The following is a 21,898-nucleotide window of genomic DNA, read 5'->3' as shown; positions in this document are numbered from 1 at the left end:
CTCCAGATCAACTTTCTGACGCAGGAGCATCCATTTTGAATTCGACCACCCCACCCGCGGCCGGCGCCACGCGCTCGGCACGCGAGGTCTTCACGGCGATCTCCGGCCTCGTCGTCGGCATGTTCGTCGCCGTCCTCTCCGGTACCGTCGTGGCCACGTCGATGCCCGTCATCATCGCGGACCTCGGCGGCACGCAGTCCCAGTACACCTGGGTCATCACGGCGAGCCTCCTGGCGACCGCGGTGTCGACCCCGATCTGGGGAAAGCTCGCCGACCTCGTCGACCGCAAGATCCTCGTGCAGCTCTCCCTCATCCTGTTCACGGTGGGAACCGTGATCGCCGGATTCTCGACCGACACGAACATGCTCATCGCAGTCCGCGTCGTCCAGGGAATCGGGGTCGGCGGACTCATGTCGCTCGTCATGATCGCTGTCGCACTCATCATCTCGCCGCGTGAGCGCGGGAAGTACATGGGTGTCGTCGGAGGCATCATGGCGCTCGGAACCATCGGCGGTCCGCTGCTCGGTGGTCTGCTCACCGACGTGTGGGGCTGGCGCTCCAACTTCTTCATCGGTGTGCCGTTCGCGCTCGTCGCCCTCGTCCTCCTGCAGGTCACGCTGCACCTGCCCAAGCCCGCTCGCGCGAAGGTGTCGATCGACTACTTCGGGATCGTGCTGCTGGCCGTCGGCGTCTCGACGCTGCTCATCTGGGTGTCCATGGGTGGCAGCCAGTTCGAGTGGGACTCGGCGACGAGCTGGATCCTCGGTGCCATCGCCGTCGTCGCGATCCTCGGGTTCGTCGCGGTGGAGTTCTTCGTGAAGGAGCCCATCGTACCGATGTCGCTCTTCCGCAATCGCACCTTCACGCTGTCGGTCATCGCATCGATCGCGATCGGTGTGTCGATGTTCGCCACCTCGGTGTTCCTCGCGCAGTACTTCCAGCTCGCCCGAGGCGCGACGCCGACCGAGTCCGGGCTCATGACCATCCCGATGATCGTCGGTCAGATGGGTGCGTCGATCATCATCGGTCAGCTGGTGAGCCGTTTCGGCAAGTGGAAGGGCTGGATGATCACCGGAGCCGTGCTCGTCACGGTGGGCGTCTCCCTCATGGCGACCCTCCGATACGACACGCCCTTCCCGCTCGTCGCCGTGTACATGATCGTGCTCGGCGCCGGTCTCGGAATGGTGATGCAGAACCTCACGCTCATCGTCCAGAACGACACCCCGCCCACGCAGCTGGGTGCCGCATCCTCGAACGTCAACTTCTTCCGCACCATCGCGGGAACCATCGGCGTCACGGTCATGGGTGTGCTGCTGTCCTCGAACGTCTCGGGCTACATCAGCGACCGGCTCACGGGCTTCACCCCGACGACGCCGGAGGAGATCACCGCTCTGGAGAGTCTGGCCTCCGGCAACGTCCCGAAGGTCGCCGAACTGCCGGAGACGATCCGGAAGATCGTCGAGGCGGGTTACGGCATCGGCATCGCGGACTCGTTCATCATCGCGGTCCCGCTCGCCGTGCTCGGTCTCCTCGCGATCGCGTTCATCAAGAACAAGCCCCTCTCGACGAAGACCGCTGCCGAGCAGCTCCAGGAGCAGGCCGAGGAATCCGCGATCGACCTCGCCGAGGCCGAGGTCGGCGGTTCGACGGGCACCATCCGCGTCGTCGACGGGGAGGCCGCATCGCCGTCCACGGGATCCGTCAAGGTTCTCGAGCGCGATGAGTCGGAGCGCGAGAACTGACATGGCCATCGTGGAGGCGGAGCCCGCTGGAGAGATCGAGGAGGCGTTCGCTGAGTTCCAGGAGCAGCTGAACCTGATGTTCGTCAGGGCCCGTTCGCTCTGGAAGGACTCCGCTGCGCGCATCCATTCCGACCTGCAGCCCTCCGGATACAAGCTGCTGACGTTCATCGCCCACGCCGGTACCGCGAACGCGCACCATCTGGCGGAGCGTTTCGAGACGGACAAGTCCGTCGTCAGTCGCCAGGTGCGGATGCTGGAGGATCTCGGTCTCGTCGAGTCCCGCCCCGACGACCAGGATGGCCGCCAGCGAGTGCTGACGGTGACGCCGGCCGCGCGCACGGCGCTCGATGAGCTCAAGTGCGACAACGTCGCGCGGCTGCGCGGCATCCTCGCCGAACTGAGTGTCGACGAGGTGCAGGCGGCCTCGCGGGCGTTCCGCCTCCTCGCCGAGATGTGACGATGCGGCGTGCGCCCGGGGAAGTCTCCCGCAGGGCGCACGCCGTAAACTGACGAGCATGAGCGTGCCCTCCGTCGATCCCGCAGCCGAGTCCGTGGTGAGCGGCTCCGGCGATCCGGAGGAGGGGGCGTCCGAACTCGATCAGGCCGTGGCGCGGGTCGAGCACGAGCTCGGTCGTCTGTTCGCGCGGATCCGCGTCGGATGGCGTGAGGCGGCGGCCACGGTTCATCCGGACCTGCAGCCGCTCGGCTACCAGGTGCTGACATCGATCGCGAGCGGAAAGGCCACGTCTGCCGGAGCGATCATCGATCGCCTGCAGACAGACAAGTCGGGCGTGAGCCGCCAGGTGCGGCAGCTCGAGGAGCTCGGGCTGGTGGAGAGCCTGCCCGATCCGGAGGATCGCCGGGCGCGCGTGCTCGTCGCGACCGAACTCGCGCAGGAGCGCATCGCGATCGCCCGCGCCCAGTACGAGGGGCGGATCGGAGAGCGCCTGCGCGATTGGTCGCCTGCCGACCTCGACCACTTCGTGGAGCTTCTCGGGTCGCTCAGTCGCTGATCGGCAGGTCCACTGTTCCGCGGAGTCAGTAGAGGTCGACCGGTGGCTCCATCACGATGCCCTGCGCCTCGAACAGGCGACGTCGTTCCTCGATGCGTCGATGCATCTCGGTCTGCGCCTCCTCGACCAGTTGCTGATCGAGCTCGATGCTCGCGGCGTGCGGATCTCCGCCCTGCGCGGTGATGTAGGCGTCGAGTTCCGGGCCCGACGTCAATGACGTGATCAGCGAGTAGCGCGGCGCCTCACCGTTGTGCCAGACCGCGTGCCAGAACCTCTGCGTGTCGACGATCATGCGCGTCCCGGCGGCGAGCGGGAAGCGGATCTCGGTGGCGGGGTCGAACCTGTCCTCGCGCAGGATGAGGAGCGAATCCGGGTCGTCGGTGAGGTTCACCCACGCCCGCACGACCCATCCGGTGCCGTCGTCGTTGAGACGGTTGTTGTCGTCCTGGTGCAGGTTGTAGACCGCGTCGGCGTAGGTGTTCGGCTGCAGTTCGATGACCCGGCAGCGGCCGACGTTCGCACCGGGTTCCTGTGCAAGACGCGTGAGGGTCGGCGCCTTAGCGGTCTGGGATTCGATCCAGACGCCGTCCTTGTCGGTGCGGGGCGGGGTGTGGTTCCAGAAACCGTTGCACTCGATGTCGCCGGCGTAGCTTGCCAGCGGGGCGAAGCGCGTCACTCCCGAGGAACGCCAGCCGACGTACTTGAGGTCGTGCCACTCTGCGGGGTCGATCGGGTCTCCGTGCGGGGGAAGGACGACGTAACCCGTCTCCGCCAGCGCCGCCGACGTGATGAAGCTCATGGAACAACCTCCGTTTAGGCAATCCTAACCACGAGGGTGCGCGGATGACGCGACGTGACGCCGGGGATATTCAGATGGGTCGCCGGAGCCTACTCTGAGGGCATGTCAGAACCGCAGGGCGCCCTCCTCGTGGGCAGCGTGAACTACGACGACGCCGAGACGACTTTCCGCACCGCGGCATCCGTGCTCGGCGGGCGCCTCCGTCGCATCCCGGACGGCGAGGTGGGCAGGAGGTTCCACTGGATCATGTTCCAGCCGGATGTGCTCGGCCAGGCGGAGGGAATCGAGCGGGTCGGGGACGAGCCGATCCCGTTCGGCGCAGGGCTGGACGCGCGGCCGTTGCGGATCGCCGAACGAGTGGATGCCGCGACGATCACGCTTCCGCCCCTCGGGTACGCGGATGCCGCAGCCGACTCGTACCGTGTGTTCACGCGTCTCCGGGATGCCGGAGTGATCCCGGGCGGCGTGCGGTTCCAGGTGTCGTTGCCCACCCCCGTGGCCGTGGTCTCGTCCTTCTTCTCGGGCGAGGACCGCGCCGCGATCGAGCCGGTGTATGCGCGCGCCCTGCTCGCCGAGCTCGACGCCATCGTCGCCGTGATCCCGCCAGACGAGCTCGCGATCCAGTGGGACGTGGCCAGCGAACTGGGCATCATCGAGCGGGCGTCGGGATACGGGAAACTCATGGATGCCTGGTGGGCGGGCGACCCGTTCGACGGGCTCGTGTCCCGCCTCGCCGCGTTGGTCGACGCGGTTCCCACCGGCGTCGAGGTGGGTGTGCATCTCTGTTACGGCGACGCGGGGGAGCGGCACTTCATCGAACCGACGGATGCCGGAACACTCGTACGATTCGCGAACGCCGTCATCGCGGCATCCGCGCGCGACCTCGACTGGCTGCACCTGCCTGTGCCGCTCGACCGCGACGACGAGGCGTATTTTGCTCCGCTGGCCGGGCTCACGCCGGTGAGCGAGCTGTATCTCGGCCTCGTGCATCGAGAGGACGGCGTCGAGGGTGCGCGACGTCGCATCGCTGCGGCGGCGACGGTCGTGCCTGCGTTCGGAGTGGCGACGGAGTGCGGGATCGGTCGCGCGCCGGCGGGGTCGACGGAGGGGATCCTCCGCACCCACGCCGAGGTCGCGGCGGCCTGGTGATCGCTCCCATCCGGGGCGGCGGGCGCCGATTCGCGCGCATCGTCACGGTGTCGTAAACTTGTCCACGGTGACGTGTCCGAGCGGCCGAAGGTGCAACTCTCGAAAAGTTGTGTAGGGTAACCCCCTACCGTGGGTTCAAATCCCACCGTCACCGCCACAGAAAACCCCCGAGAAATCGGGGGTTTTTCCGTTTCCGGGGTGGGGGAGCGAGCGGGCGCTGCGGCGTCCCCTCGCCCCGACCGCTTCCGGAAGTGATCGAGCAGGTGTCCACCACCGGCGAGCACGACGATTGCTGCGGCCGTGGTGACCGCCGTCAGCGTGGATGAGTCAGCAGACCCGTCCCAGACGTAGGGACTGACGAACGCGATCACGATCGTCGACACGAGCCCCAGGGTGAAGAACATCCGGCCATGTTAGACGTGTGACGCGCGAGAATTCGTCCCCCGTTCGGGGGACCTGTCCTGGTCGCAGCGACGAATCTGTGACATTCGAGCTCGTCGTCACGTCTCATCCATGTGGTGCCACACCGCGAGCATCCGTTGGGGGGATCTCGCGGCACGGTGGGGCCGGCACCCTCCCCGTGACCGGCTCCACCGTGATTCGTCTCGATTCTCCGCGCCATGCACGGGCTGACCACCTCGGCCCCGTCGAGGCGGGAGCGTCACGGCGCGTGGCCCGCCTATGCGGTGAGGAGGTCGAACACGATCCTGTCGCCCTCGGCCTGCGGCGACAGCGAGCTGAGGGTGCCGTGCAACACGAGCTTCGCCCCGGTCTCGGTGTCCGTCAGATGCAGGTACTTCGATGCGCCGAGCGTCGACACCGACGCCTCCACGCTGTCGCGTAGGAACGACATGAACTCCTTCTGCATGTCCGGGCCGCCCTCATGATTCATGACGTGGATCATGGTCGGCGTCACCGCGACGAGCAGCATCCGTGTCATGCCCTGCGCCTGAGCGGTGACGTGCTTCGCGGTGAGCATGCCGACGATGGCGCCCAGCGAGCCGAACAGGATGCCGCCGCCGGCAGAGCCGAGGGTCGCCGCCTTCGTGAGGTCATGTGCGCCGAAGAACCCGGCCCCGAGCACCTCGTCGCCGTCGTCGAGCGTGGCGATCGCCTCGGCGATCATGGAGGCCTCGTCGTAACCGGTCATGATGAGTTCCTTCGTGTGCGGGGAGGGCGAGGTGGACCCGGGCCGGGACCGATCTCGGGTGGATCCGGTCACTCGAGCTGGATGTACCCGCCCCACCCGGAGCTGATGAGGCGGCCGGTCTGGAACTTTCCTGCCCCGGTGCCGGCGTACAGATACAGGTCACCGTTCGCGGCGCGTGCCACGAGGTCGGCCTTCTTGTCTCCCGTGTAGTCGACGCCTCCGGTGAGACCCGTGAACGTCTTCCACCCGCCACCGACGGTGACGCGCGCGCTGAACCGATTGCCCAGACCGCGGTAGTAGTACAGGTTTCCGTCGTTGGCGACCGCCATGATGTCGCCGATACCGTCACCGTTGAAGTCGCCGCCGACCATGTGGGTGATGGAGCTCCATCCACTGCCGAGGGTCGTATGCGGCCCAGGCAGAGCCCCGGTGCCGTTCCCGCGGTGGATGGTGAGCACGCCCGACGATGACACGGCGAGCACGTCCTGCAGCCCGTCGCCGGTGTAGTCGGCGCCGGAGGCCACGTGCAGCTTCGTGCCCCAACCGGTCTGCAGCCGCTGGTGCTGGTCGAACCCGCCGTTCGCACCGCCCGCGTAGAACTCGAGCAGTCCGTCGCTACGGACGGCCAGCATGTCTGCTCGTCCGTCGGCATTCAGATCGGCGTGCGTGAGGTGCCGGTACAGGCTCCAACCGCTCGTGATCGGCGAGGCCGCCCGGAAGCCGCCGTTACCGGTGCCCGCGAGGAAAGTCAGGTCACTCTTCGCTGAGATGCCCAGCAGATCGGCCTTGCCGTCGCGGTCGTAGTCCGCCGAGTTCACTGCGGAGGTCGGCGTGGTGCGAAGCCCGGGGAAGGTGTGCGGGAGCGGATTCCCTCGGCCGACGGTGCTCAGGCAGACGAACCCCTCGTTGATCGCCGAGTACACCGAGCCGTTCCGCCATACTTCGAAGTGCAGGTGGGCGCCGGTCGATGCTCCGGTGTTGCCGACGACGCCGATCTGCTGCCCGCGGACGACGGTCCCACCGGGGGCGACGAGGCCGGGCGAGACCATGTGGGCGTAGCGGGTGACGTACCCGCCGGGGTGCTCGATGTCGACGTAGTTGCCGTAGGAGTTGCTCCACGCACGCGCTCGGATGGTGCCGTCGTACGCGGCGAGCACCGGCGTCCCACCTTGCCCGGAGATGTCGATGCCGTCGTGCACGCGGTGGTTCGAGCGGCAGCCGTCGCCGACCTTGGACTGGATGATCCCGGATGCCGGGTAGACCATCTGCCCGTCCGTGGCGGCCACGGCGGACGGTGGAGTGGAGATCGACGGCGCGATGGCGCCGATGAGGGCGGCCACGACGAGGGCCACCATGACCCGCGCGAGACGCGGGCGTGATCGTCGCTTCATATGTCGAGTGCTCTCCACCTCGGCCGGCCCGAGGGCGCAGCACCTGTCGAGGTCACAGTATCAGCGGGAACACCCCACTCCCGTGAGGCCGGGGGCAACGGGCAGACGTGGCGGGGCGGCGACCCCTCCGTTGAAACTCCGCGACGGTCTTCTTATAATCACATCGACGCCTGATGGGTGAGCAGACCCCGTCACAGATGAGCCTTCGTCACGCTCGATCTTCCGCGTATGCGGGCGGGTCCATCGATCCTCTCGGGCGACGAGTTTGTTCCGTCTGATTGGAGTGTTGAGATGTCACTGATGCCCGGTCCTCGGTTCGAGCTGAAGAAGATCACCGACTCGGAGTGGCTGATCCTCGATCGCCGCTACGGGTCTGACGATGCGCGTCGCACCATTGCCTGCGTCTACCAGGTGGAGCCGCATCTCGTGGAGGTCGTGTGGCTGCGCGATCTGCCGCTGGCGGTGTCCTACATGGAGGCGGGCGACGTCCTCGAGGACGTCAAGCAGTTCTACGCCCGCGAGCGCTCCCGCCGGCCGGTTCCGATCCCGCACCTGCCTCCGCTGGCCGCCACGGCGTAAGCGATCGCCGGGGCTGCGACCCCGGCTGCAGACGACCCCTCGCGCCCGAAGGACGACGAGGCGTATCGTGCATGCCATGTCGGCGCACACATCGCCGCCCGCCAGGCCGTTCCCCGCGCACGGGCCGAAGACCTGCGATGCGAGCGGCATGATCGAGATCCACCGGATGCTGCTGCACGCCTTCACGGACGCGCTGCCGCTCGTCGAGTCCGTCGCCGAACGCGACGTGCGGCACGCGCGGTGGGTCGGCGTGCAGCTCGATCTCATCTCGGGCACCCTCCACGCGCATCACGAGGGTGAGGATGCGCGCCTGTGGACGATGCTCGAGACCAGGGCGCCCGCATGTGCGCTGCACGTGGAGCGCATGAAGCAGCAGCACGCGGAGATGGTGGTCCACCTGCGGGCGCTCGACGCGGCAGTGCCGCCCTGGGAGCTCACCGCCACCAGAGCCGCCGCCGTGCCGGTGCGCAAGGCTTTGGCCGGCATCATCGCCGCGCTCGCCGCGCACTTTCCCGACGAGGAGGACACGATCGTTCCGGTCGTCGAGCATGTGGTGAAGCGGTCGGAAGCCGCCTGGTTCGCCAAGCACGGCCGTGCAGCGACGCCGAAAGGCCAGACGTGGAACGTCATCGGGGCCATCCTCGTCGCGCAGCCGGACGGCGGCCGTGCATGGAAGAAGAAGAACCTGCCGTGGCCCGCGCGAGTGGCCTGGCGCCTGAAAGGGGAGCGTCGGTACCGACAGTTCCGGGCCGCGATCGAGGGCAGGTGACCGGATCAGCTCGGCGGGGCCGGCTCCGCGAAAGCGGTCTTGCGGATCCCGATCCACGAGACCACGCCGCCCGCGGCCATCAGAGCCGCCGTCACCCAGGCGGCGCTGTGGAATCCGTCGAGATTCAGGCTGCCGCCGACGATGGTCGACAGCATCGCGACCACGATGAGGCCGGCCACACGGGATATGGCGTTGTTCACCGCTGACGCGATGCCGGAGCGATCCTCGTCGATCGCACCGAGGACAGCGGACGTCAACGGTGCGACCGTGAGCGAGAGGCCAAGGCCGAGGACGATCATCGCGGGGAGGACCTGCCACCAGTAGTCGAACTCCTCCGCGACGGTGAGCAGGAGCAGAGCCCCGACCGCCATCAGCAGCGGACCCACTGTCATGAACAGGCGAGGACCGAGCCTGCCCGCCCACGCACCGGCCTGCGAGCTGAGCAGGATCATGAGGATCGTGATCGGGAGGCTGGCCAGGCCAGCGGCCGTCGCAGAGAGACCTGCCCCTTCCTGGAGGTAGACGCCGACGACGAACCCGTTCAAGGAGAGCGCGGCATAGATGAACAGGGTGGCGAGATTTCCCCACGCGAAGTTCCGGGCCGAGAACAGCGACAACGGCATCAGAGGTGTGGGGGAGTGCCGCTGCCGCACGAGGAACCCGATGAACAGGGCGACCCCGACGATCCCGGGTGTCCAGATCGCCGGCGATCCCCACCCGAGGTTCGGCTGCTCGATGAGCGCGAACACCAGCGCCCCGAGACCCACGGCGCACAGCACCCCGCTCCACCAGTCCACGCGGACGCCGCGGGGGCGGTCGGGAAGCCGGAGACGGGCGAGGAGGACCAGGGTGACACCGATCGGGACGACGTTGATGAGGAACACCCAGCGCCAGGAGAGCAGATCCACGAACAGGCCGCCGAGAAGCGGGCCGGCGATCTGCGCGCCGGTCGTGAACGCCGTCCACACACCGATCGCCCGCGACTGCAGCTCGCCGCGCATCGTCGCCATGATGAGGGCGAGGGAGCTCGGCACGAGCAGCGCTCCTGCCGCACCCTGGACAGCCCTGGCGATGATGAGGGTGACCGGCTCCGGTGCGGCGGCGACGGCCACGGATGCGATGCCGAACGCGATGAGCCCGATCCGCATGATCCGCACGCGGCCGTAGGCATCCGACAGGGAGCCGGCGAGGAGGATGAGCGCGCTGAGCGTGATGAGGTAGGCGTCGACCACCCACTGCTGGGTGGTGATGCCTCCACCCAGCTCGTCCCTGATCGCCGGAAGGGCGACCGTGACCACGGTGCCGTCGAGGAAGGTCACGAACGACGCGAGGACGGCGATGGCGATGACGAGCCGTTGCATGGCGGAGAAGGCGGTCACGGTGATGAGACTACGCCCGCCGAGCAGAGGCATCGACGTGCGCGCACGAGAGGTTTACTCTGGCCGAAGGCGGGCGCCTGCCCGCGGACACCGGCGCGATCCGTTCCCGGTTCGCGCCACGAGGAAGGGCGAGGCGAACCGATGGACTCGATGATGATGGGTGCGATGTCCGACGACATGAAGGCCATGGCCGGCATGGAGAACATGGACATGGCGGTCATGCAGGCGTGCATGGATGCCTGTTCCGCGTGCGAGCAGGCCTGCACGGTGTGTTCGATGCAGCTGATGGACTGCGCACCGGAGTGCATGAACTGCGCCGACATGTGCAACACGATGATGCGCTCGATGATGCGGATGCAGGGGATGACACCCGCGGTGATGATGGCGATGCTCGACGCGTGCATCGCGATGTGCCAGATGTGCATGGACGCATGCATGGAGCACGCCGATCACAGCGAGGTGTGCAGGATGTGCGCACAGTCCTGCAAGGCGTGCATGGACGCCTGCATGGACATGAAGAACATGATGATGGCGGCCGCCTGACCGCGGAGCCTCACGCCACGGCGACGTTGAACCGCACGCGTCCGACGACGAGGACGTGATACTTCGCGTGCAGCGCGACCGGTGCCCCCGGCGTCGCCTCCAGCGCGGCGCCCTGGGCGCTCCAGAGCGACCGCTCGACGCCCTCGAGCGTGCGCACGCGCAGTTCGCCCGACGCGCCATCGACGCTTTCGACGATCGCGTCGATCCACTCACTCGGCGTCGCAGCGGCCAGGCGCGCCTGGATCAGGTGCAGCGCGTGGCCCGGCGCGTAGGAGGAGCAGGCATCACCGTGGTCGCACATGCAGGCTGCACGCTCGCTCACCTCGAGGGGCGATGGGCGATGCAGCGGCGTGGACACGATGAGCTCCTGACTCTGGATGCGGTCACGCCAGAGTACGTCCGCCCCGTTCGAGGCGGGAATCTCCCCGTCACCGGGCGAAACATTCGGTCAGCAGACCGCGAAGACGTGCCCTGGTTCGCCGGCGGGGAGAAGATCGCGATCGCGCAGGACCATGGATGCCGGGGCGGAGGGGGCGGCGCACATCTCGGCGAATGATCGCGGCATCCAATCGGTGTACTCGATGTCGATGACGTGCTCGCCGTACACCGCGGTGAAGGCATCGCATTCCTCGTATGCGGCGCACTCCTCGACGAGCGCGAAGTCGAACCCTGCTCGTTCCCGCAGCACCGACGCGTCCTCTGCGGCGTTCTTCTGCCCTGCCGCGAGCCCGACACGGTGGGCGGCGTCGACCAGCGCCGCCGCCAGTGCCAGGTTGTCGTCGCCGGCGAGCAGGCCCTCCGAACGCGTGTACGAGTCGAGGTTGTCGAACTCCACGGCGTCGAAACCCGCCTCGGCGCACCCGACGATCCACGGCCTGACGATCCGAGCGATCCGCTCGCGCCGCGCATCCGTCGAGGTGTCCAGCAGGGCCTCGTCCGGCCACTCCGGATCGAACACGACGTCCCCGTCGATGCGGAGCAGCAGATCCTCCGGCCACTGGTCGAGTTCGCTCGGCTGCGTCTGGAACGCGTTGACGTAACAGATCGAGTAGGCGTCGGAGGCGGGTTCCGCGGTGCGATCCCGACCGACGATCCCCACCTGCTCGGCAGGCCCGTACGCCCCTCCGAGCTGATAATCCGGTGCGGCGCCCACCGGTGGCATCCGCACGGAGTCCGTCGGTCCGTCGCCCGGCGGCTCGGGCGTCACGGAGCATCCGCTCGCGAGGGCGACCAGCATGGCGCAGGCGAACGCCGCCGTCGGAAGTGATGCACGTCTCATCCGACCATCGTCCCGCACGGCGCGCGCGCCGTCAGCGCGGAACATGGGCCGAGAGTGCATCGGTGAGCGCGCCGAGCACGGCCTGCACGGCGGGGTTGTCACGCGATGACGTCCTCGTCGCGGCGAAGATCTCGCGCACAGGGTTCCCCGGCAGTTCGAGAAGACGCACCGAATCGCGCCCCCCTGTCCAGACCAGGTCCGGCAGCATGGCCGCCGCGTGGCCGGCTGCCACGAGCCGCGCGTGGGCGACGAGGTCGGTCGCGTCGAAGCGCACGTCGGGCTCGAAACCTGCTGCCCTGCACTGCTGCACGGCCCACTGACGGACGGCCGCTCCCTGCGGTTCCATCGCCCATGCCGCCTCGCGCAGGTCACCGAGCTGGGTCGCCCGGGAGGAGGGCGGCACGGCGAGGCGGATCGGGTCGTGGCCGAGCAGCGTGCGGTCGATTCCGTCGCGGAGCTCCCGCGTGTGCCCGGGATACTGTTCGGCGACGACGAGATCGAACCCGTGCGCCTGCAGCTCGAACAGGCCGTGCTCCGGCGCCAACTCCACCATCTCCACCCGCAGGCCGGGCATGTGCTCGCTCAGCAGTGTCAGCGCGCGGGGGACGAGGGCCTCGGCGGCTGTGGGCATCACGGCGAGGCGCACGTTCGCCGGCAGGTGCTGCGCGTGGGAGAGCTCGGCGCGCACAGCCTCATCGAGATCGATGGCGCGCGACGCGTGGGCGGCGAGCAATCGTCCCTCCGTCGTGAGGCGTACCCGGCGGCCATCCGGTTCCAACAGTGCGACCCCCGCCTCCCGCTCGAGGAGAGCGAGCTGCTGGGACACCGTCGACGGACTGTACGACAGCGCACGGGCCACCTCGACGATCGTGCCGCGCAGGGCGAGCTCGTGCAGCAACCGCAGGCGTCGCAGCTCGAACATCGCGTCCTCCAACAGATCGATCAAACCGAACGGTATTCATCGTAAACGCACGCTTTTCGTGAAGGATCACCAGGCCGCACACTGTGAGCAGACGTCGCGGCCACCGCCGCGCCCGAAGTGAGGATTCCGATGACTCAGACGACTCCCGTCTCCACCGGCCACGTCGAGATCGCCGCGCTCGCCGATGACGCGATCGCGCTCGTGGAGAAGTGGCTCATCGAGAGCCGTGACGTGCCGGCCGATGCTGCGGCGGCCCGGTTGGCGGGCGTCCTCAGCGACCCGCACGGCCTGGACTTCACGGTCGGCTTCGTCGACGGCGTCGTCCGCCCTGAGGACCTCGCGGTCGCAGCGCGCAACCTCCGCGACCTCGTCCCTCTGACGCCGCGCTTCCTCCCGGCTGCTCTGCGCGGACTCATCCGCGTCGGTGGCGCCCTCGCGCCGGCGTTCCCCTGGGCGGTCGTGCCGATCAGCCGGCGAGTGCTCCGCGGCATGGTGCGTCACCTGATCGTCGATGCCACCGACAGCAAGCTCGGCAATGCCATCCGACGCATCCGCTCCGACGAGGGCGTGCATCTGAACGTCAATCTTCTCGGCGAGGCGATCCTCGGAGAGGAGGAGGCCGCTCGTCGGCTCGCCGGCACGCGCCGGCTCCTCGAGAGGGACGACGTCGACTACGTCTCGATCAAGGTCTCGTCCACGGTCGCACCGCACAGTCCATGGGCGTTCGATGAGGCCGTCCGGCACGCCGCTGACGCGCTCGTGCCGCTGTTCCGCATCGCCGCCGCCGGCCGGAAGTTCATCAACCTCGACATGGAGGAGTACAAGGACCTCGATCTGACGATCGCGGTCTTCACCGACGTCCTCGACCGCGAGGAGTTCCGCGGGCTCGAGGCCGGCATCGTCCTGCAGGCGTATCTGCCGGACGCCCTGGCCGCCATGATCCGCCTCCAGGAGTGGTCCGCCGCGAGGGTGGCCGCCGGAGGCGCGCCGATCAAGGTGCGCGTCGTGAAGGGGGCCAACCTCCCGATGGAGCAGGTCGACGCGGAGACCCATGGCTGGCCGCTCGCCACGTGGCACAGCAAGCAGGCGTCGGATGCCTCGTACAAGGCGGTCCTCGACTACGCCCTGCGGCCCGAGCACGTGCGCAACGTCCGCATCGGCATCGCAGGGCACAACCTGTTCGACATCGCCCTCGCGTGGCTCCTCGCCGACCGCCGGGAGGTCACGGACGGCATCGAGTTCGAGATGCTGCTCGGCATGGCCTCCGCGCAGGCCACCGTCGTGCGCCGCACTGTCGGGTCCCTGCTGCTGTACACGCCGGTGGTGCACCCGGCCGAGTTCGATGTGGCCATCGCGTACCTGATCCGCCGGCTGGAGGAGGGGGCATCGAGCGACAACTTCATGTCGGCGGTGTTCGAGCTCGATGACGAACCGGCCCTGTTCACCCGAGAGCGCGACCGCTTCCTCGCCTCGATCGCGTCCATGCCGGACGAGGTCCCCGGCCCGAACCGCACTCAGGATCGCCGAGAGCCGCAGCCCGAGGCGCCGCGGGATGCGTTCGCGAACACGCCGGACACCGACCCGAGCCTGGCCGGCAACCGCGCGTGGGGTGACGCGATCCGCTCCCGCATGCTCACCTCGTCGCTCGGGGATGCGACGGTGCGCGAGAACACGCTCTCGGATGCCGCAGCACTGGATGCCGTGATCGCACGAGCCGTCGCGTCGGGCGAGGAGTGGCGTGCGCTCGGGGCCGCCGGTCGCGCCGAGGTCCTCCACCGCGCCGGCGACATCCTCGAAGCGCGGCGAGCGGATCTGCTCGAGGTGATGGGGTCCGAGGCGGGGAAGGTGCTCGAGCAGGGCGACCCCGAGGTCTCAGAGGCGATCGACTTCGCGCACTACTACGCCGAGAGCGCCAAGCGCGCCGAACAGATCGACGGGGCATCCCACGTTCCCGTCGGCCTCACCGTCGTCACGCCGCCGTGGAACTTCCCCGTCGCGATCCCGGCCGGCTCCACCCTCGCCGCGCTCGCCGCAGGGTCTCCCGTCATCATCAAGCCCGCCCGCCAGGCGCGCCGCTCCGGCGCCGTGATGGTCGAGGCGCTGTGGGAGGCGGGCGTCCCGCGCGAGGTTCTCCAGTACGTGCAACTGGACGGGCGCGAGCTCGGACAGCGCCTCGTCTCCGACCCCGCCGTGGAGCGCGTCATCCTCACCGGTGGATACGAGACGGCCGAACTGTTCCGGAGCTTCCGGCCCGATCTGCCCCTGCTCGCCGAGACGAGCGGCAAGAACGCCATCATCGTCACACCCAGCGCCGACCTCGACCTCGCTGCCAAGGACGTGGCGTACTCGGCGTTCGGCCACGCCGGTCAGAAGTGCTCGGCGGCCTCGCTGGTCATCCTCGTCGGCACCGTCGCGACGAGCGAACGCTTCCGCCGTCAGCTCCTCGACGCCGTCGGCTCGTACCGCGTCGGCGACCCCAGCGACGGAGCGAGCCGCATCGGCCCGCTCATCGGACCGGCAGAAGGCAAGCTGCGCCACGCGCTGACGACGCTCGAGCCGGGGGAGACGTGGGTCCTCGAGCCCGAGCAGCTCGACGAGGACGGTCGACTGTGGAACCCGGGCATCCGCGAGGGCGTAGCAGCAGGCAGCCCGTTCCATCTCACCGAGTACTTCGGCCCTGTTCTCGGCATCATGACGGCGCGCACGCTCGACGAAGCGGTCGCACTCGTGAACGCGATCGACTACGGCCTCACCAGCGGCCTGCATTCACTCGACGACGACGAGATCTCCCAGTGGCTGGCGACCGTCCAGGCCGGCAATCTCTACGTCAACCGCGGGACCACCGGCGCGATCGTGCAGCGGCAGCCGTTCGGCGGCTGGAAGAAGGCTGCGGTGGGCGCCGGAACCAAGGCAGGCGGCCCCAACTATCTCGTCGGGCTCTCCGACTGGACCGACGCCCCCGTCGCGGCGGATGCACCCAGCGATGCGCTGTCCGCAGCGGCGCTGGCGGCGGCATCCGACCTGGATCGCGCTGACATCGCCTGGCTCGGCGGCGCCCTCGCCACCGATGTCGCGGCCTGGCGGGAAGAGTTCGGAGCCGTACGTGACGTCACCGGGCTCACCACCGAGCAGAACGCGCTGCGCTACCAGAGCGTTCCGGTCACGATCCGCATCGAGGACGCGACCGTCGTGCAGGCGATCCGCATCCTCGCGGCGGGGCTGCGCACCGGTGCGCGCCTCATCGTCAGCTCGGCGACGGAACTGCCCGCCGCGGTGCGGTCCTGGCTCGGTGAGGCAGGCGTGATGCCGGTCATCGAGAATGCCGACGCGTGGCGTGCGAGAGCGAAGCGGCTCGCGGCGATCGGCGGCCGCATCCGTCTCGTCGGCGGCCGCATGTCCGACGTCGCCGAGGCGACCGGCGGGTCTCCCTCCGTGGCCGTGTACGCCGGCGACGTCGTCAGCGCGGGCCGGATCGAGTTGCTGCCGTACCTGCGCGAGCAGGCGGTGTCGATCTCCTCGCACCGGTTCGGCACGCCGCGCAGGCACGACATCGCCCCTCTCGCGGCCGGGTAGTCTCCGGGCCCGGTGTGCGGGAGCCGCGCATCATGCGTGACAGCGCGGCGTCGATGTGGGTAAACTCGCCGGGTGCTGTTCTCGAAGTGCGCCCTGCGGGCGCGGAAGGAGGTCGCAGGCGCCGTGCGCGCCGGCGGCAGAGGCTGAGCGTCAGCCGGAGGCGGAATTCCCGTCCCCGGCGGATCGTCATACCCGGCATCCCTCTGAGCGATGCCGTTCCTCATCCTTCAGCGAGACAGAAAGCACCGCATCATGCGTCCCATCGACGAGCGCGAGATCCGCGCCTCCTTCATCAACGCCTCCCGCAAGGAGGTCTCATCCCTGTCATTGCCGCCCGGCCTCGCCGACATCGACTTCGCCCGTCTCGATTACCTCGGTTGGTCGGATCAGAAGTTCGCGCGCCGCGCGTACGTCGTGACCGAGGTCGACGGCGTGCTCACCGGCGTACTGCTGCAGCGCGCCGAGCAGCGCGTGCTCGCCAGGGCGCAGTGCTCGTGGTGCGATGACGTGACCCTCCGCAACGACGTACAGTTCTTCTCCGCCCGCAAGGCCGGGGCCGCCGGTCGCAACGGCGACACGGTCGGGACACTGGCCTGCGCGGAGTTCGGATGCTCGCACAACGTGCGGCTGCTCCCGCCGCTGGCCTACGAGGGCTACGACCGCGAGGCGGCACGCGAACTGCGCATCGAGCGGCTCGGCGAGAACGTCAGGGCGTTCCTTCGCGCGGTCGCCGACTGACGGATCGCGCCGTGGCGGTTCAGCGTGCGGGGGCGCTCTCGGCGTATCGGTCGACGAGCTGGAACTTGCCGCCGAGCTCGATGGCCTCCTCGCGCGAGGAGCATCCGAGCTTGCGGTAGAGGGACTTCAACTGCGACTTGATCGTGTTCGGCGAGACGTGGAAGGCCCGTGCGATCTCCGCGACCGTCTCATACACCGGCAGAGCGTGCAGCACGCGGCTTTCGCTGTCGGTGAGGGAAGGGCGGGTGCGGAGGTCGCGGAAATGGATGCTGTCGATGGCGGCATCGAACGCAGGCCGTTCGTTCTCGTCCAACCGTTCGCGGACGGCGGTGATCACTCCGCTGGGGAGGGTGGAGAGCGAGCGGCGAAGGCTGCCGGCGATCGCGATCCGAGCGAACGCGGAGGCGGTGTCCGCCGTGACGTTGCCGCGTCTGGAGAACTCGAGCCATGCGGACAGGAGCTGGTGACGCCCGCGCGTCCCAGGGCCGTGTGCGAAGTCCGCCGCGACCTGGCGGAGCTCGCGGGTGGCCGCATCCAAACGCCCCTGGTGGAGTGCCAGGCCGGCACGGGCGATCGCCGTGCGCCCACCCGTGTGGCCGGAGCCGTCGGCGATGTCACGCGCGCGCGACTCCTCGCCCGCGGCGGCGAGTGCTTCGATGCGCATCGCCGTGATGATGTCCGTGGCCGTCGATCCGTGCTGCACCGGGTGCGCGTCCTCTGCGAGGTGAAGGGCCTCCAGCGCCTCGTGAGGACGTCGCTTGGCGAGCAGTGCCCGCGTGCGCGCGAGGAGTGCGAACGGCCAACTGAGGTCGTTGCTGTAGAAGGGCTCGAGTGCTGCGAGGTGCGCATCGACGTCGTCGCTGAGTCGTTCGACGGCGATGAGTGCGGCTGTGGCCGACTCCGTGCCACGGACCGACACCACATGTGCCGGGGTCGGCTCCGGCTCGCGGCGCGCGGCGGTCAGCGCGGCCTCCGCCTCGGACAGGGATCCGCGCAGCGTGTGAGCGAGGGCGGAGCGGGAGAGGACGAAACGGACCGCATCCGGAAGTGGCGACAGCTCCGCGAGCTGTTGCGCGACCGTGAACTTGCGCAGGGCGTACGCGGAATCCCCTGCGATCAGGTACGTCGTTCCGATCTGCGCGTGGAGGAACCACAGCGGGCCGTCGGTCCGGTAGCGCGACTCCGAGGCGACGGTGGCGATGCGCTCGTCCAGGCGCTGCGCGTACACGAGCGCGGCGGCGACGTCGCCGCTGAATCGGAACGCGATCATCTGGGCGAGAGTGAGGACGTCCAGTTGCTCGGGCGGCAGCTTGCGCGCATCGTCCTGATAGATGAGCGGCTTGTACGGCCGCCCGCTCTGGGCCATCACGCGCGTCATCGGATGCGTGGCGCGGAGCATCGGATAGCGATCCAGATCACGCGCGGGCAGTGACTGGATCGCGGCGATGAGCTCGTCGTAGTGCGAGCAGTAGAGCGGCCAGAAGTTGTTCATGGCCGCGGCGGCGATACCGTCCGGGTTCCCGGCCTTCCTGGCGCGGTCGAGCTCCAGCTTCGCAGCCGCCACATCATGGAAGTTCATGGCCACTCAGTCCTTACGGCGGCGGAACCAGGGGAACAACGAGCCGATCACGACTCCGGCGACGAGTACGGCGAGGAACCATGCCCATGCGGGCATGGTGAACTCGATGAACAGGAAGCGCAGCGTGGCGGGTGAGACGTTGGAGAAGACGAACGCCAACGCGGCGATCGTGATGACGATGGCGATCACCGCCCTCTTACTCACTCCGCGCGACTTCTGAGAGGGCTCCGAGGGGTGAGCTGGTGCGCCGGTCATGCTTTCCTCCACATTGGCTCATGCGCAGAACGCACAGATGTGGGGTCATAGTAACACCCTGTCGGGAAGGCATATTCACCCGTATGCGGGTGAGGCCCCAGGTGATACGACGGGTGAAACGAGGGTGAGAGATGATGTGAGCGTCGGGGGGAAATAGCATCGGCCGAGTCGGTCGGTGCGGCGGCCGCTGACTAATGTCCGAAGCATGAGCAACGGTCCCGAGGCGCCCTCGAGAATCATCATCCGCAACGTGCGCCTCTTCGACGGCGTCAGCGACGCGCCCCGAGACAACGTCGACGTCCTCATCGAGGGCGAGCACGTCGTGGCCGTCTCGACCTCCGCCCTCGCAGGCGGTGCGAGCGAGGGCGTGACCGAGATCGATGGTACGGGCAAGTTCCTCATGCCCGGCCTCAGCGACGCGCATGTCCACCTGATGGGCAACGCGAACAGCATGCTCGACTTCGTGCAGGGGCCGACCGGGACGCTCTACGGCAACACCATCGCCGAGGCCAAGCGCATGCTGATGCGCGGCTTCACCACCGTGCGAGACATGGGCGGCGACCTGGCGCCGATCAAGGCCCTCATCGACCGAGGGACGTTCGAGGGTCCGCGCATCTTCCCCAGCCAGGCGATGATCTCGCAGACCTCCGGCCATGCCGACTTCTCCTTCGTGTACGACGTGCCGGAGGAGTTCGGCGGCAAGCCCAGTCGCACGGAGGACATCCACTTCACCCGTGTGGCCGACGGCGTGCCTCGCGTCCTCGCCGCGGTCCGCGAGCAGCTGAGACAGGGGGCGACGCAGATCAAGCTCACCCTCGGCGGCGGGGCCACATCGATGTACGATCCGTTGAACACGCTGCAGTACACGCCGGATGAGATCGCCGCGGCGGTGCAGGCCGCCGGCGACTACGGCACGTACGTGGCCACCCACGTGTACACGTCGGCGGGTATCGCGAGGGCTGTCGCCGCCGGCGTGAAGTCGATCGAACACGGCCACCTCGCCGACGAGGCCACGGTGGCGCTGCTCGCCGAGAAGGGCGTATGGCTGTCGATGCAGCCCTTCGCCGAGGATGACCACCACTTCCCCGACCCGCTCCGCGCCGCCAAGAACGCGCAGATCGCCCGCGGAACCGATCAGGTGTACGCGTGGGCGAAGAAGCACGGTGTGAAGACCGCCTGGGGCACCGATCTGCTGCTCGAGCCGCAGTCCGCGCCCCGCCAGAGCGTGATGGCGGCCCGGCTCGGTGACCACTACACGAACGTCGAGGCGCTGAAGATGCTCACCTCCGGCAACGCCGAACTGTTCGAACTGGCCGGCGAGCGCAACAGCTACCGTGCGGGCAAGCTCGGCGTGATCGCCGAGGGCGCATGGGCCGACATGATCCTCGTGGACGGCGACCCGCTCGCCGACCTGTCCCTCATCGCCGATCCCGACACCAACTTCACGGTGATCATCAAGGACGGCGCGATCGTGAAGAACACGCTGTGACCATCATGCGGACATCGACGATGCCGATCGGTCGCCTCCTCCCACCCCTGGAGGTGTAGCTCGTCACACGTCGCGCCCGCCCCCGAAACGAACATGTCCTCTACCCAGGAGAGAAAATGACCAACACATCATCCGCCCGTCAGTCGACGAACATCGACCCCCAGCTCAGCGTCAACCCGGTCTTCGTGCGCCCGGGCGAGGCGACGGAGTTCGACAAGTTCACGCTTCCCGAGAACCCGAGCCTGCCCGAGACCGCGTACCAGATCGTGCACGACGAGGCGATCCTCGACGGCAACTCGCGTCTGAACCTCGCGACCTTCGTGTCGACGTGGATGGACGACGAGGCCAAGAAGCTCTACCTCGAAGCCGCCGACAAGAACATGATCGACAAGGACGAGTACCCGGCGACGGCCGCCATCGAAGAGCGCTGCTGGCGCATGCTCGCCGACCTGTGGCACGTCCCGGACGTCAATGACACCATCGGCACCTCGACCATCGGATCCTCCGAGGCGTGCATGCTCGGCGGTCTTGCGCTCAAGCGTCTGTGGCAGGAGAAGCGTCGCGCAGAGGGCAAGTCGACCGACAAGCCGAACCTCATCATGTCCGCGGCCGTGCAGGTCGTGTGGGAGAAGTTCTGCAACTACTGGGACGTCGAGCCCCGCTACATCCCCGTCAACAAGGACCACCTGATCCTCGACGGCTACAACCTCGAGGACTATGTCGACGAGAACACCATCGGTGTCGTGTCGATCCTCGGCCAGACCTTCACCGGTCTGTACGACGACGCGATCGCGATCTCGAAGAAGCTCGACGAGATCCAGGAGAAGACCGGTCTCGACGTGAAGATCCACATCGATGGCGCCTCCGGTGCCATGGTGGCGCCGTTCTGCCAGCCCGACCTCGTGTGGGACTTCCAGATCGACCGCGTGAACTCGATCTCCACCTCGGGCCACAAGTACGGCCTCGTCTACCCCGGCGTCGGCTGGGTCGTGTGGCGCAACAAGGCGGTGCTGCCGGAGAGCATGATCTTCCACGTCAGCTACCTCGGCGGCGACATGCCCACCCTGGCGCTGAACTTCTCCCGTCCCGGCGCCCAGGTGCTGCTGCAGTACTACCAGTTCCTCCGCCTCGGCCGCGAGGGCTACCGTGCGGTGCAGCAGAACTCGATCGACGTCGCCACGTACCTCTCGAGCGAGATCGAGAAGATCGGCCCGTTCGAGCTCGTCAGCCGCGGTGACACGATCCCCGTCTTCGCCTGGGTCCTCAAGGACGGCTACACCGACAAGTGGAGCCTGTACGACCTCGCCGACCGTCTGCGCATGAAGGGCTGGCTCGTGCCGGCGTACCCGATGGCGGACGACCTGTCCGACATGGTCCTCCAGCGCATCGTGGTGAAGGTCGGCCTCAGCCACGACCTCGCCAGCGCCCTGCTGTCGGACATCAAGGGTGAGGTGCAGTTCCTCGACTCGCTCGAGACCCCGCTTCCTCGCGAGGCCTCCAGCGGATCGCACTTCCACCACTGATCCGGACCAGGCAGGGGAGAGCGACC

20 protein-coding genes and 1 tRNA gene are annotated in these 21,898 nt (G+C 68.2%); 12 read left to right on the top strand and 9 right to left on the bottom strand.

From position 1 onward, the window contains the following. The first annotated feature begins 32 nt into the window (after window positions 1-32). Genes HD600_RS03840 through HD600_RS03830 form a run of 3 tightly spaced genes read left to right on the top strand, consistent with a single transcriptional unit; the run spans window position 33 to window position 2,755 of the window. On the top strand, window positions 33-1,742 hold the full coding sequence (locus HD600_RS03840; RefSeq protein WP_422120168.1) for a DHA2 family efflux MFS transporter permease subunit: 1,710 nt from the start codon (window positions 33-35) through the stop codon (window positions 1,740-1,742). Between the two features lies 1 nt (window position 1,743). Beyond that, complete coding sequence (locus HD600_RS03835; protein WP_144792837.1) at window positions 1,744-2,199, top strand: MarR family winged helix-turn-helix transcriptional regulator; 456 nt, start codon at window positions 1,744-1,746, stop codon at window positions 2,197-2,199. Window positions 2,200-2,257: 58 nt separating this feature from the next. Beyond that, window positions 2,258-2,755 (top strand): MarR family winged helix-turn-helix transcriptional regulator, encoded by a 498-nt coding sequence (locus HD600_RS03830; protein WP_184281629.1) that lies wholly within the window; start codon window positions 2,258-2,260, stop codon window positions 2,753-2,755. A 25-nt stretch (window positions 2,756-2,780) separates the two neighbouring features. On the opposite strand, the gene HD600_RS03825 is transcribed toward HD600_RS03830, so the two are convergent. Continuing rightward, window positions 2,781-3,554 carry a hypothetical protein gene (locus tag HD600_RS03825; RefSeq protein ID WP_184281627.1) on the bottom strand — a complete coding sequence of 258 codons (774 nt, stop codon included), beginning with the start codon at window positions 3,552-3,554 and terminating at the stop codon, window positions 2,781-2,783. A gap of 102 nt (window positions 3,555-3,656) precedes the next feature. On the opposite strand from HD600_RS03825, the gene HD600_RS03820 reads away from it, so the two are divergent. Both HD600_RS03820 and HD600_RS03815 read left to right on the top strand, forming a co-directional pair. Continuing rightward, the gene (locus HD600_RS03820) at window positions 3,657-4,703 is read left to right on the top strand and encodes a hypothetical protein (protein WP_184281625.1); all 1,047 of its coding nucleotides are present in this window, start codon (window positions 3,657-3,659) and stop codon (window positions 4,701-4,703) included. A gap of 66 nt (window positions 4,704-4,769) precedes the next feature. After that, window positions 4,770-4,860: transfer RNA gene (locus HD600_RS03815), tRNA-Ser, on the top strand. 522 nt (window positions 4,861-5,382) lie between these two features. Here the strand turns inward: HD600_RS03815 and HD600_RS03810 are convergent. Continuing rightward, window positions 5,383-5,853, bottom strand: coding sequence for a hypothetical protein (locus tag HD600_RS03810; protein ID WP_184281623.1), 471 nt, complete (start codon window positions 5,851-5,853; stop codon window positions 5,383-5,385). A 68-nt stretch (window positions 5,854-5,921) separates the two neighbouring features. Further along, entirely contained in the window at window positions 5,922-7,244 is a 1,323-nt protein-coding gene (locus tag HD600_RS03805) for a VCBS repeat domain-containing M23 family metallopeptidase (protein ID WP_184281621.1), read from the bottom strand. A gap of 300 nt (window positions 7,245-7,544) precedes the next feature. Between HD600_RS03805 and HD600_RS03800 the strand changes: the two genes are divergently transcribed. After that, window positions 7,545-7,823 carry a hypothetical protein gene (locus HD600_RS03800; RefSeq protein WP_244963942.1) on the top strand — a complete coding sequence of 93 codons (279 nt, stop codon included), beginning with the start codon at window positions 7,545-7,547 and terminating at the stop codon, window positions 7,821-7,823. Window positions 7,824-7,899: 76 nt separating this feature from the next. Then, window positions 7,900-8,592 carry a hemerythrin domain-containing protein gene (locus HD600_RS03795; RefSeq protein WP_184281619.1) on the top strand — a complete coding sequence of 231 codons (693 nt, stop codon included), beginning with the start codon at window positions 7,900-7,902 and terminating at the stop codon, window positions 8,590-8,592. 5 nt (window positions 8,593-8,597) lie between these two features. Here HD600_RS03795 and HD600_RS03790 read toward each other — a convergent pair whose 3' ends face one another. Further along, window positions 8,598-9,953, bottom strand: a complete 1,356-nt coding sequence (locus tag HD600_RS03790) for an MFS transporter (protein ID WP_241731706.1) — start codon at window positions 9,951-9,953, stop codon at window positions 8,598-8,600. 183 nt (window positions 9,954-10,136) lie between these two features. Here HD600_RS03790 and HD600_RS03785 point away from each other — a divergent pair, with 183 nt between their 5' ends. Further along, entirely contained in the window at window positions 10,137-10,514 is a 378-nt protein-coding gene (locus HD600_RS03785) for a four-helix bundle copper-binding protein (RefSeq protein WP_244963941.1), read from the top strand. A 10-nt stretch (window positions 10,515-10,524) separates the two neighbouring features. Here the strand turns inward: HD600_RS03785 and HD600_RS03780 are convergent, their stop codons facing one another. The 3 genes from HD600_RS03780 to HD600_RS03770 form a co-directional block, all read right to left on the bottom strand. Then, on the bottom strand, window positions 10,525-10,872 hold the full coding sequence (locus HD600_RS03780) for a hypothetical protein (RefSeq protein WP_184281616.1): 348 nt from the start codon (window positions 10,870-10,872) through the stop codon (window positions 10,525-10,527). Window positions 10,873-10,962: 90 nt separating this feature from the next. Next, the gene (locus HD600_RS03775) at window positions 10,963-11,793 is read right to left on the bottom strand and encodes an endo alpha-1,4 polygalactosaminidase (protein WP_184281614.1); all 831 of its coding nucleotides are present in this window, start codon (window positions 11,791-11,793) and stop codon (window positions 10,963-10,965) included. Between the two features lie 31 nt (window positions 11,794-11,824). Continuing rightward, window positions 11,825-12,715: a LysR family transcriptional regulator gene (locus tag HD600_RS03770; protein WP_184284678.1), complete on the bottom strand. Its 891-nt coding sequence runs from the start codon at window positions 12,713-12,715 to the stop codon at window positions 11,825-11,827. A gap of 129 nt (window positions 12,716-12,844) precedes the next feature. On the opposite strand from HD600_RS03770, the gene HD600_RS03765 reads away from it, so the two are divergent. Further along, entirely contained in the window at window positions 12,845-16,288 is a 3,444-nt protein-coding gene (locus tag HD600_RS03765; protein ID WP_184281612.1) for a bifunctional proline dehydrogenase/L-glutamate gamma-semialdehyde dehydrogenase, read from the top strand. A gap of 252 nt (window positions 16,289-16,540) precedes the next feature. Continuing rightward, window positions 16,541-17,026, top strand: coding sequence for an FBP domain-containing protein (locus HD600_RS03760; protein WP_144792775.1), 486 nt, complete (start codon window positions 16,541-16,543; stop codon window positions 17,024-17,026). A gap of 19 nt (window positions 17,027-17,045) precedes the next feature. On the opposite strand, the gene HD600_RS03755 is transcribed toward HD600_RS03760, so the two are convergent. Together HD600_RS03755 and HD600_RS03750 are read right to left on the bottom strand one after the other, a co-directional pair. Further along, window positions 17,046-18,605: a LuxR family transcriptional regulator gene (locus HD600_RS03755; RefSeq protein WP_184281610.1), complete on the bottom strand. Its 1,560-nt coding sequence runs from the start codon at window positions 18,603-18,605 to the stop codon at window positions 17,046-17,048. Window positions 18,606-18,611: 6 nt separating this feature from the next. Then, entirely contained in the window at window positions 18,612-18,809 is a 198-nt protein-coding gene (locus tag HD600_RS03750; RefSeq protein ID WP_184281608.1) for a lipopolysaccharide assembly protein LapA domain-containing protein, read from the bottom strand. A 256-nt stretch (window positions 18,810-19,065) separates the two neighbouring features. On the opposite strand from HD600_RS03750, the gene HD600_RS03745 reads away from it, so the two are divergent. Beyond that, on the top strand, window positions 19,066-20,349 hold the full coding sequence (locus tag HD600_RS03745) for a metal-dependent hydrolase family protein (RefSeq protein WP_184281606.1): 1,284 nt from the start codon (window positions 19,066-19,068) through the stop codon (window positions 20,347-20,349). A 116-nt stretch (window positions 20,350-20,465) separates the two neighbouring features. After that, on the top strand, window positions 20,466-21,872 hold the full coding sequence (gene gad, locus HD600_RS03740) for a glutamate decarboxylase (protein WP_184281604.1): 1,407 nt from the start codon (window positions 20,466-20,468) through the stop codon (window positions 21,870-21,872). Window positions 21,873-21,898: the final 26 nt, after the last annotated feature.

The organism is Microbacterium ginsengiterrae (genome assembly GCF_014205075.1).
Lineage (GTDB): Bacteria > Actinomycetota > Actinomycetes > Actinomycetales > Microbacteriaceae > Microbacterium > Microbacterium ginsengiterrae.
The sequence above is the reverse complement of the archived record's forward strand: the minus strand, read 5'-3'. Positions and strand labels throughout refer to the sequence as shown.

What these genes read in the sequence shown, in the direction of transcription:
- HD600_RS03835 (WP_144792837.1), top strand. Translation starts at nt 1,744, where the DNA reads ATGGCCATCGTGGAGGCGGAGCCCGCTGGAGAGATCGAGGAGGCGTTC.
- HD600_RS03820 (WP_184281625.1), top strand. Translation starts at nt 3,657, where the DNA reads ATGTCAGAACCGCAGGGCGCCCTCCTCGTGGGCAGCGTGAACTACGAC.
- HD600_RS03760 (WP_144792775.1), top strand. Translation starts at nt 16,541, where the DNA reads ATGCGTCCCATCGACGAGCGCGAGATCCGCGCCTCCTTCATCAACGCC.
- HD600_RS03745 (WP_184281606.1), top strand. Translation starts at nt 19,066, where the DNA reads ATGAGCAACGGTCCCGAGGCGCCCTCGAGAATCATCATCCGCAACGTG.
- HD600_RS03800 (WP_244963942.1), top strand. Translation starts at nt 7,545, where the DNA reads ATGCCCGGTCCTCGGTTCGAGCTGAAGAAGATCACCGACTCGGAGTGG.
- HD600_RS03810 (WP_184281623.1), bottom strand. Translation starts at nt 5,853, where the DNA reads ATGACCGGTTACGACGAGGCCTCCATGATCGCCGAGGCGATCGCCACG.
- HD600_RS03785 (WP_244963941.1), top strand. Translation starts at nt 10,137, where the DNA reads ATGTCCGACGACATGAAGGCCATGGCCGGCATGGAGAACATGGACATG.
- HD600_RS03775 (WP_184281614.1), bottom strand. Translation starts at nt 11,793, where the DNA reads ATGAGACGTGCATCACTTCCGACGGCGGCGTTCGCCTGCGCCATGCTG.
- HD600_RS03830 (WP_184281629.1), top strand. Translation starts at nt 2,258, where the DNA reads ATGAGCGTGCCCTCCGTCGATCCCGCAGCCGAGTCCGTGGTGAGCGGC.
- HD600_RS03770 (WP_184284678.1), bottom strand. Translation starts at nt 12,715, where the DNA reads ATGTTCGAGCTGCGACGCCTGCGGTTGCTGCACGAGCTCGCCCTGCGC.
- HD600_RS03755 (WP_184281610.1), bottom strand. Translation starts at nt 18,605, where the DNA reads ATGAACTTCCATGATGTGGCGGCTGCGAAGCTGGAGCTCGACCGCGCC.
- HD600_RS03795 (WP_184281619.1), top strand. Translation starts at nt 7,900, where the DNA reads ATGTCGGCGCACACATCGCCGCCCGCCAGGCCGTTCCCCGCGCACGGG.
- HD600_RS03825 (WP_184281627.1), bottom strand. Translation starts at nt 3,554, where the DNA reads ATGAGCTTCATCACGTCGGCGGCGCTGGCGGAGACGGGTTACGTCGTC.
- HD600_RS03765 (WP_184281612.1), top strand. Translation starts at nt 12,845, where the DNA reads ATGACTCAGACGACTCCCGTCTCCACCGGCCACGTCGAGATCGCCGCG.
- HD600_RS03790 (WP_241731706.1), bottom strand. Translation starts at nt 9,953, where the DNA reads ATGCAACGGCTCGTCATCGCCATCGCCGTCCTCGCGTCGTTCGTGACC.
- gad (WP_184281604.1), top strand. Translation starts at nt 20,466, where the DNA reads ATGACCAACACATCATCCGCCCGTCAGTCGACGAACATCGACCCCCAG.
- HD600_RS03805 (WP_184281621.1), bottom strand. Translation starts at nt 7,244, where the DNA reads ATGAAGCGACGATCACGCCCGCGTCTCGCGCGGGTCATGGTGGCCCTC.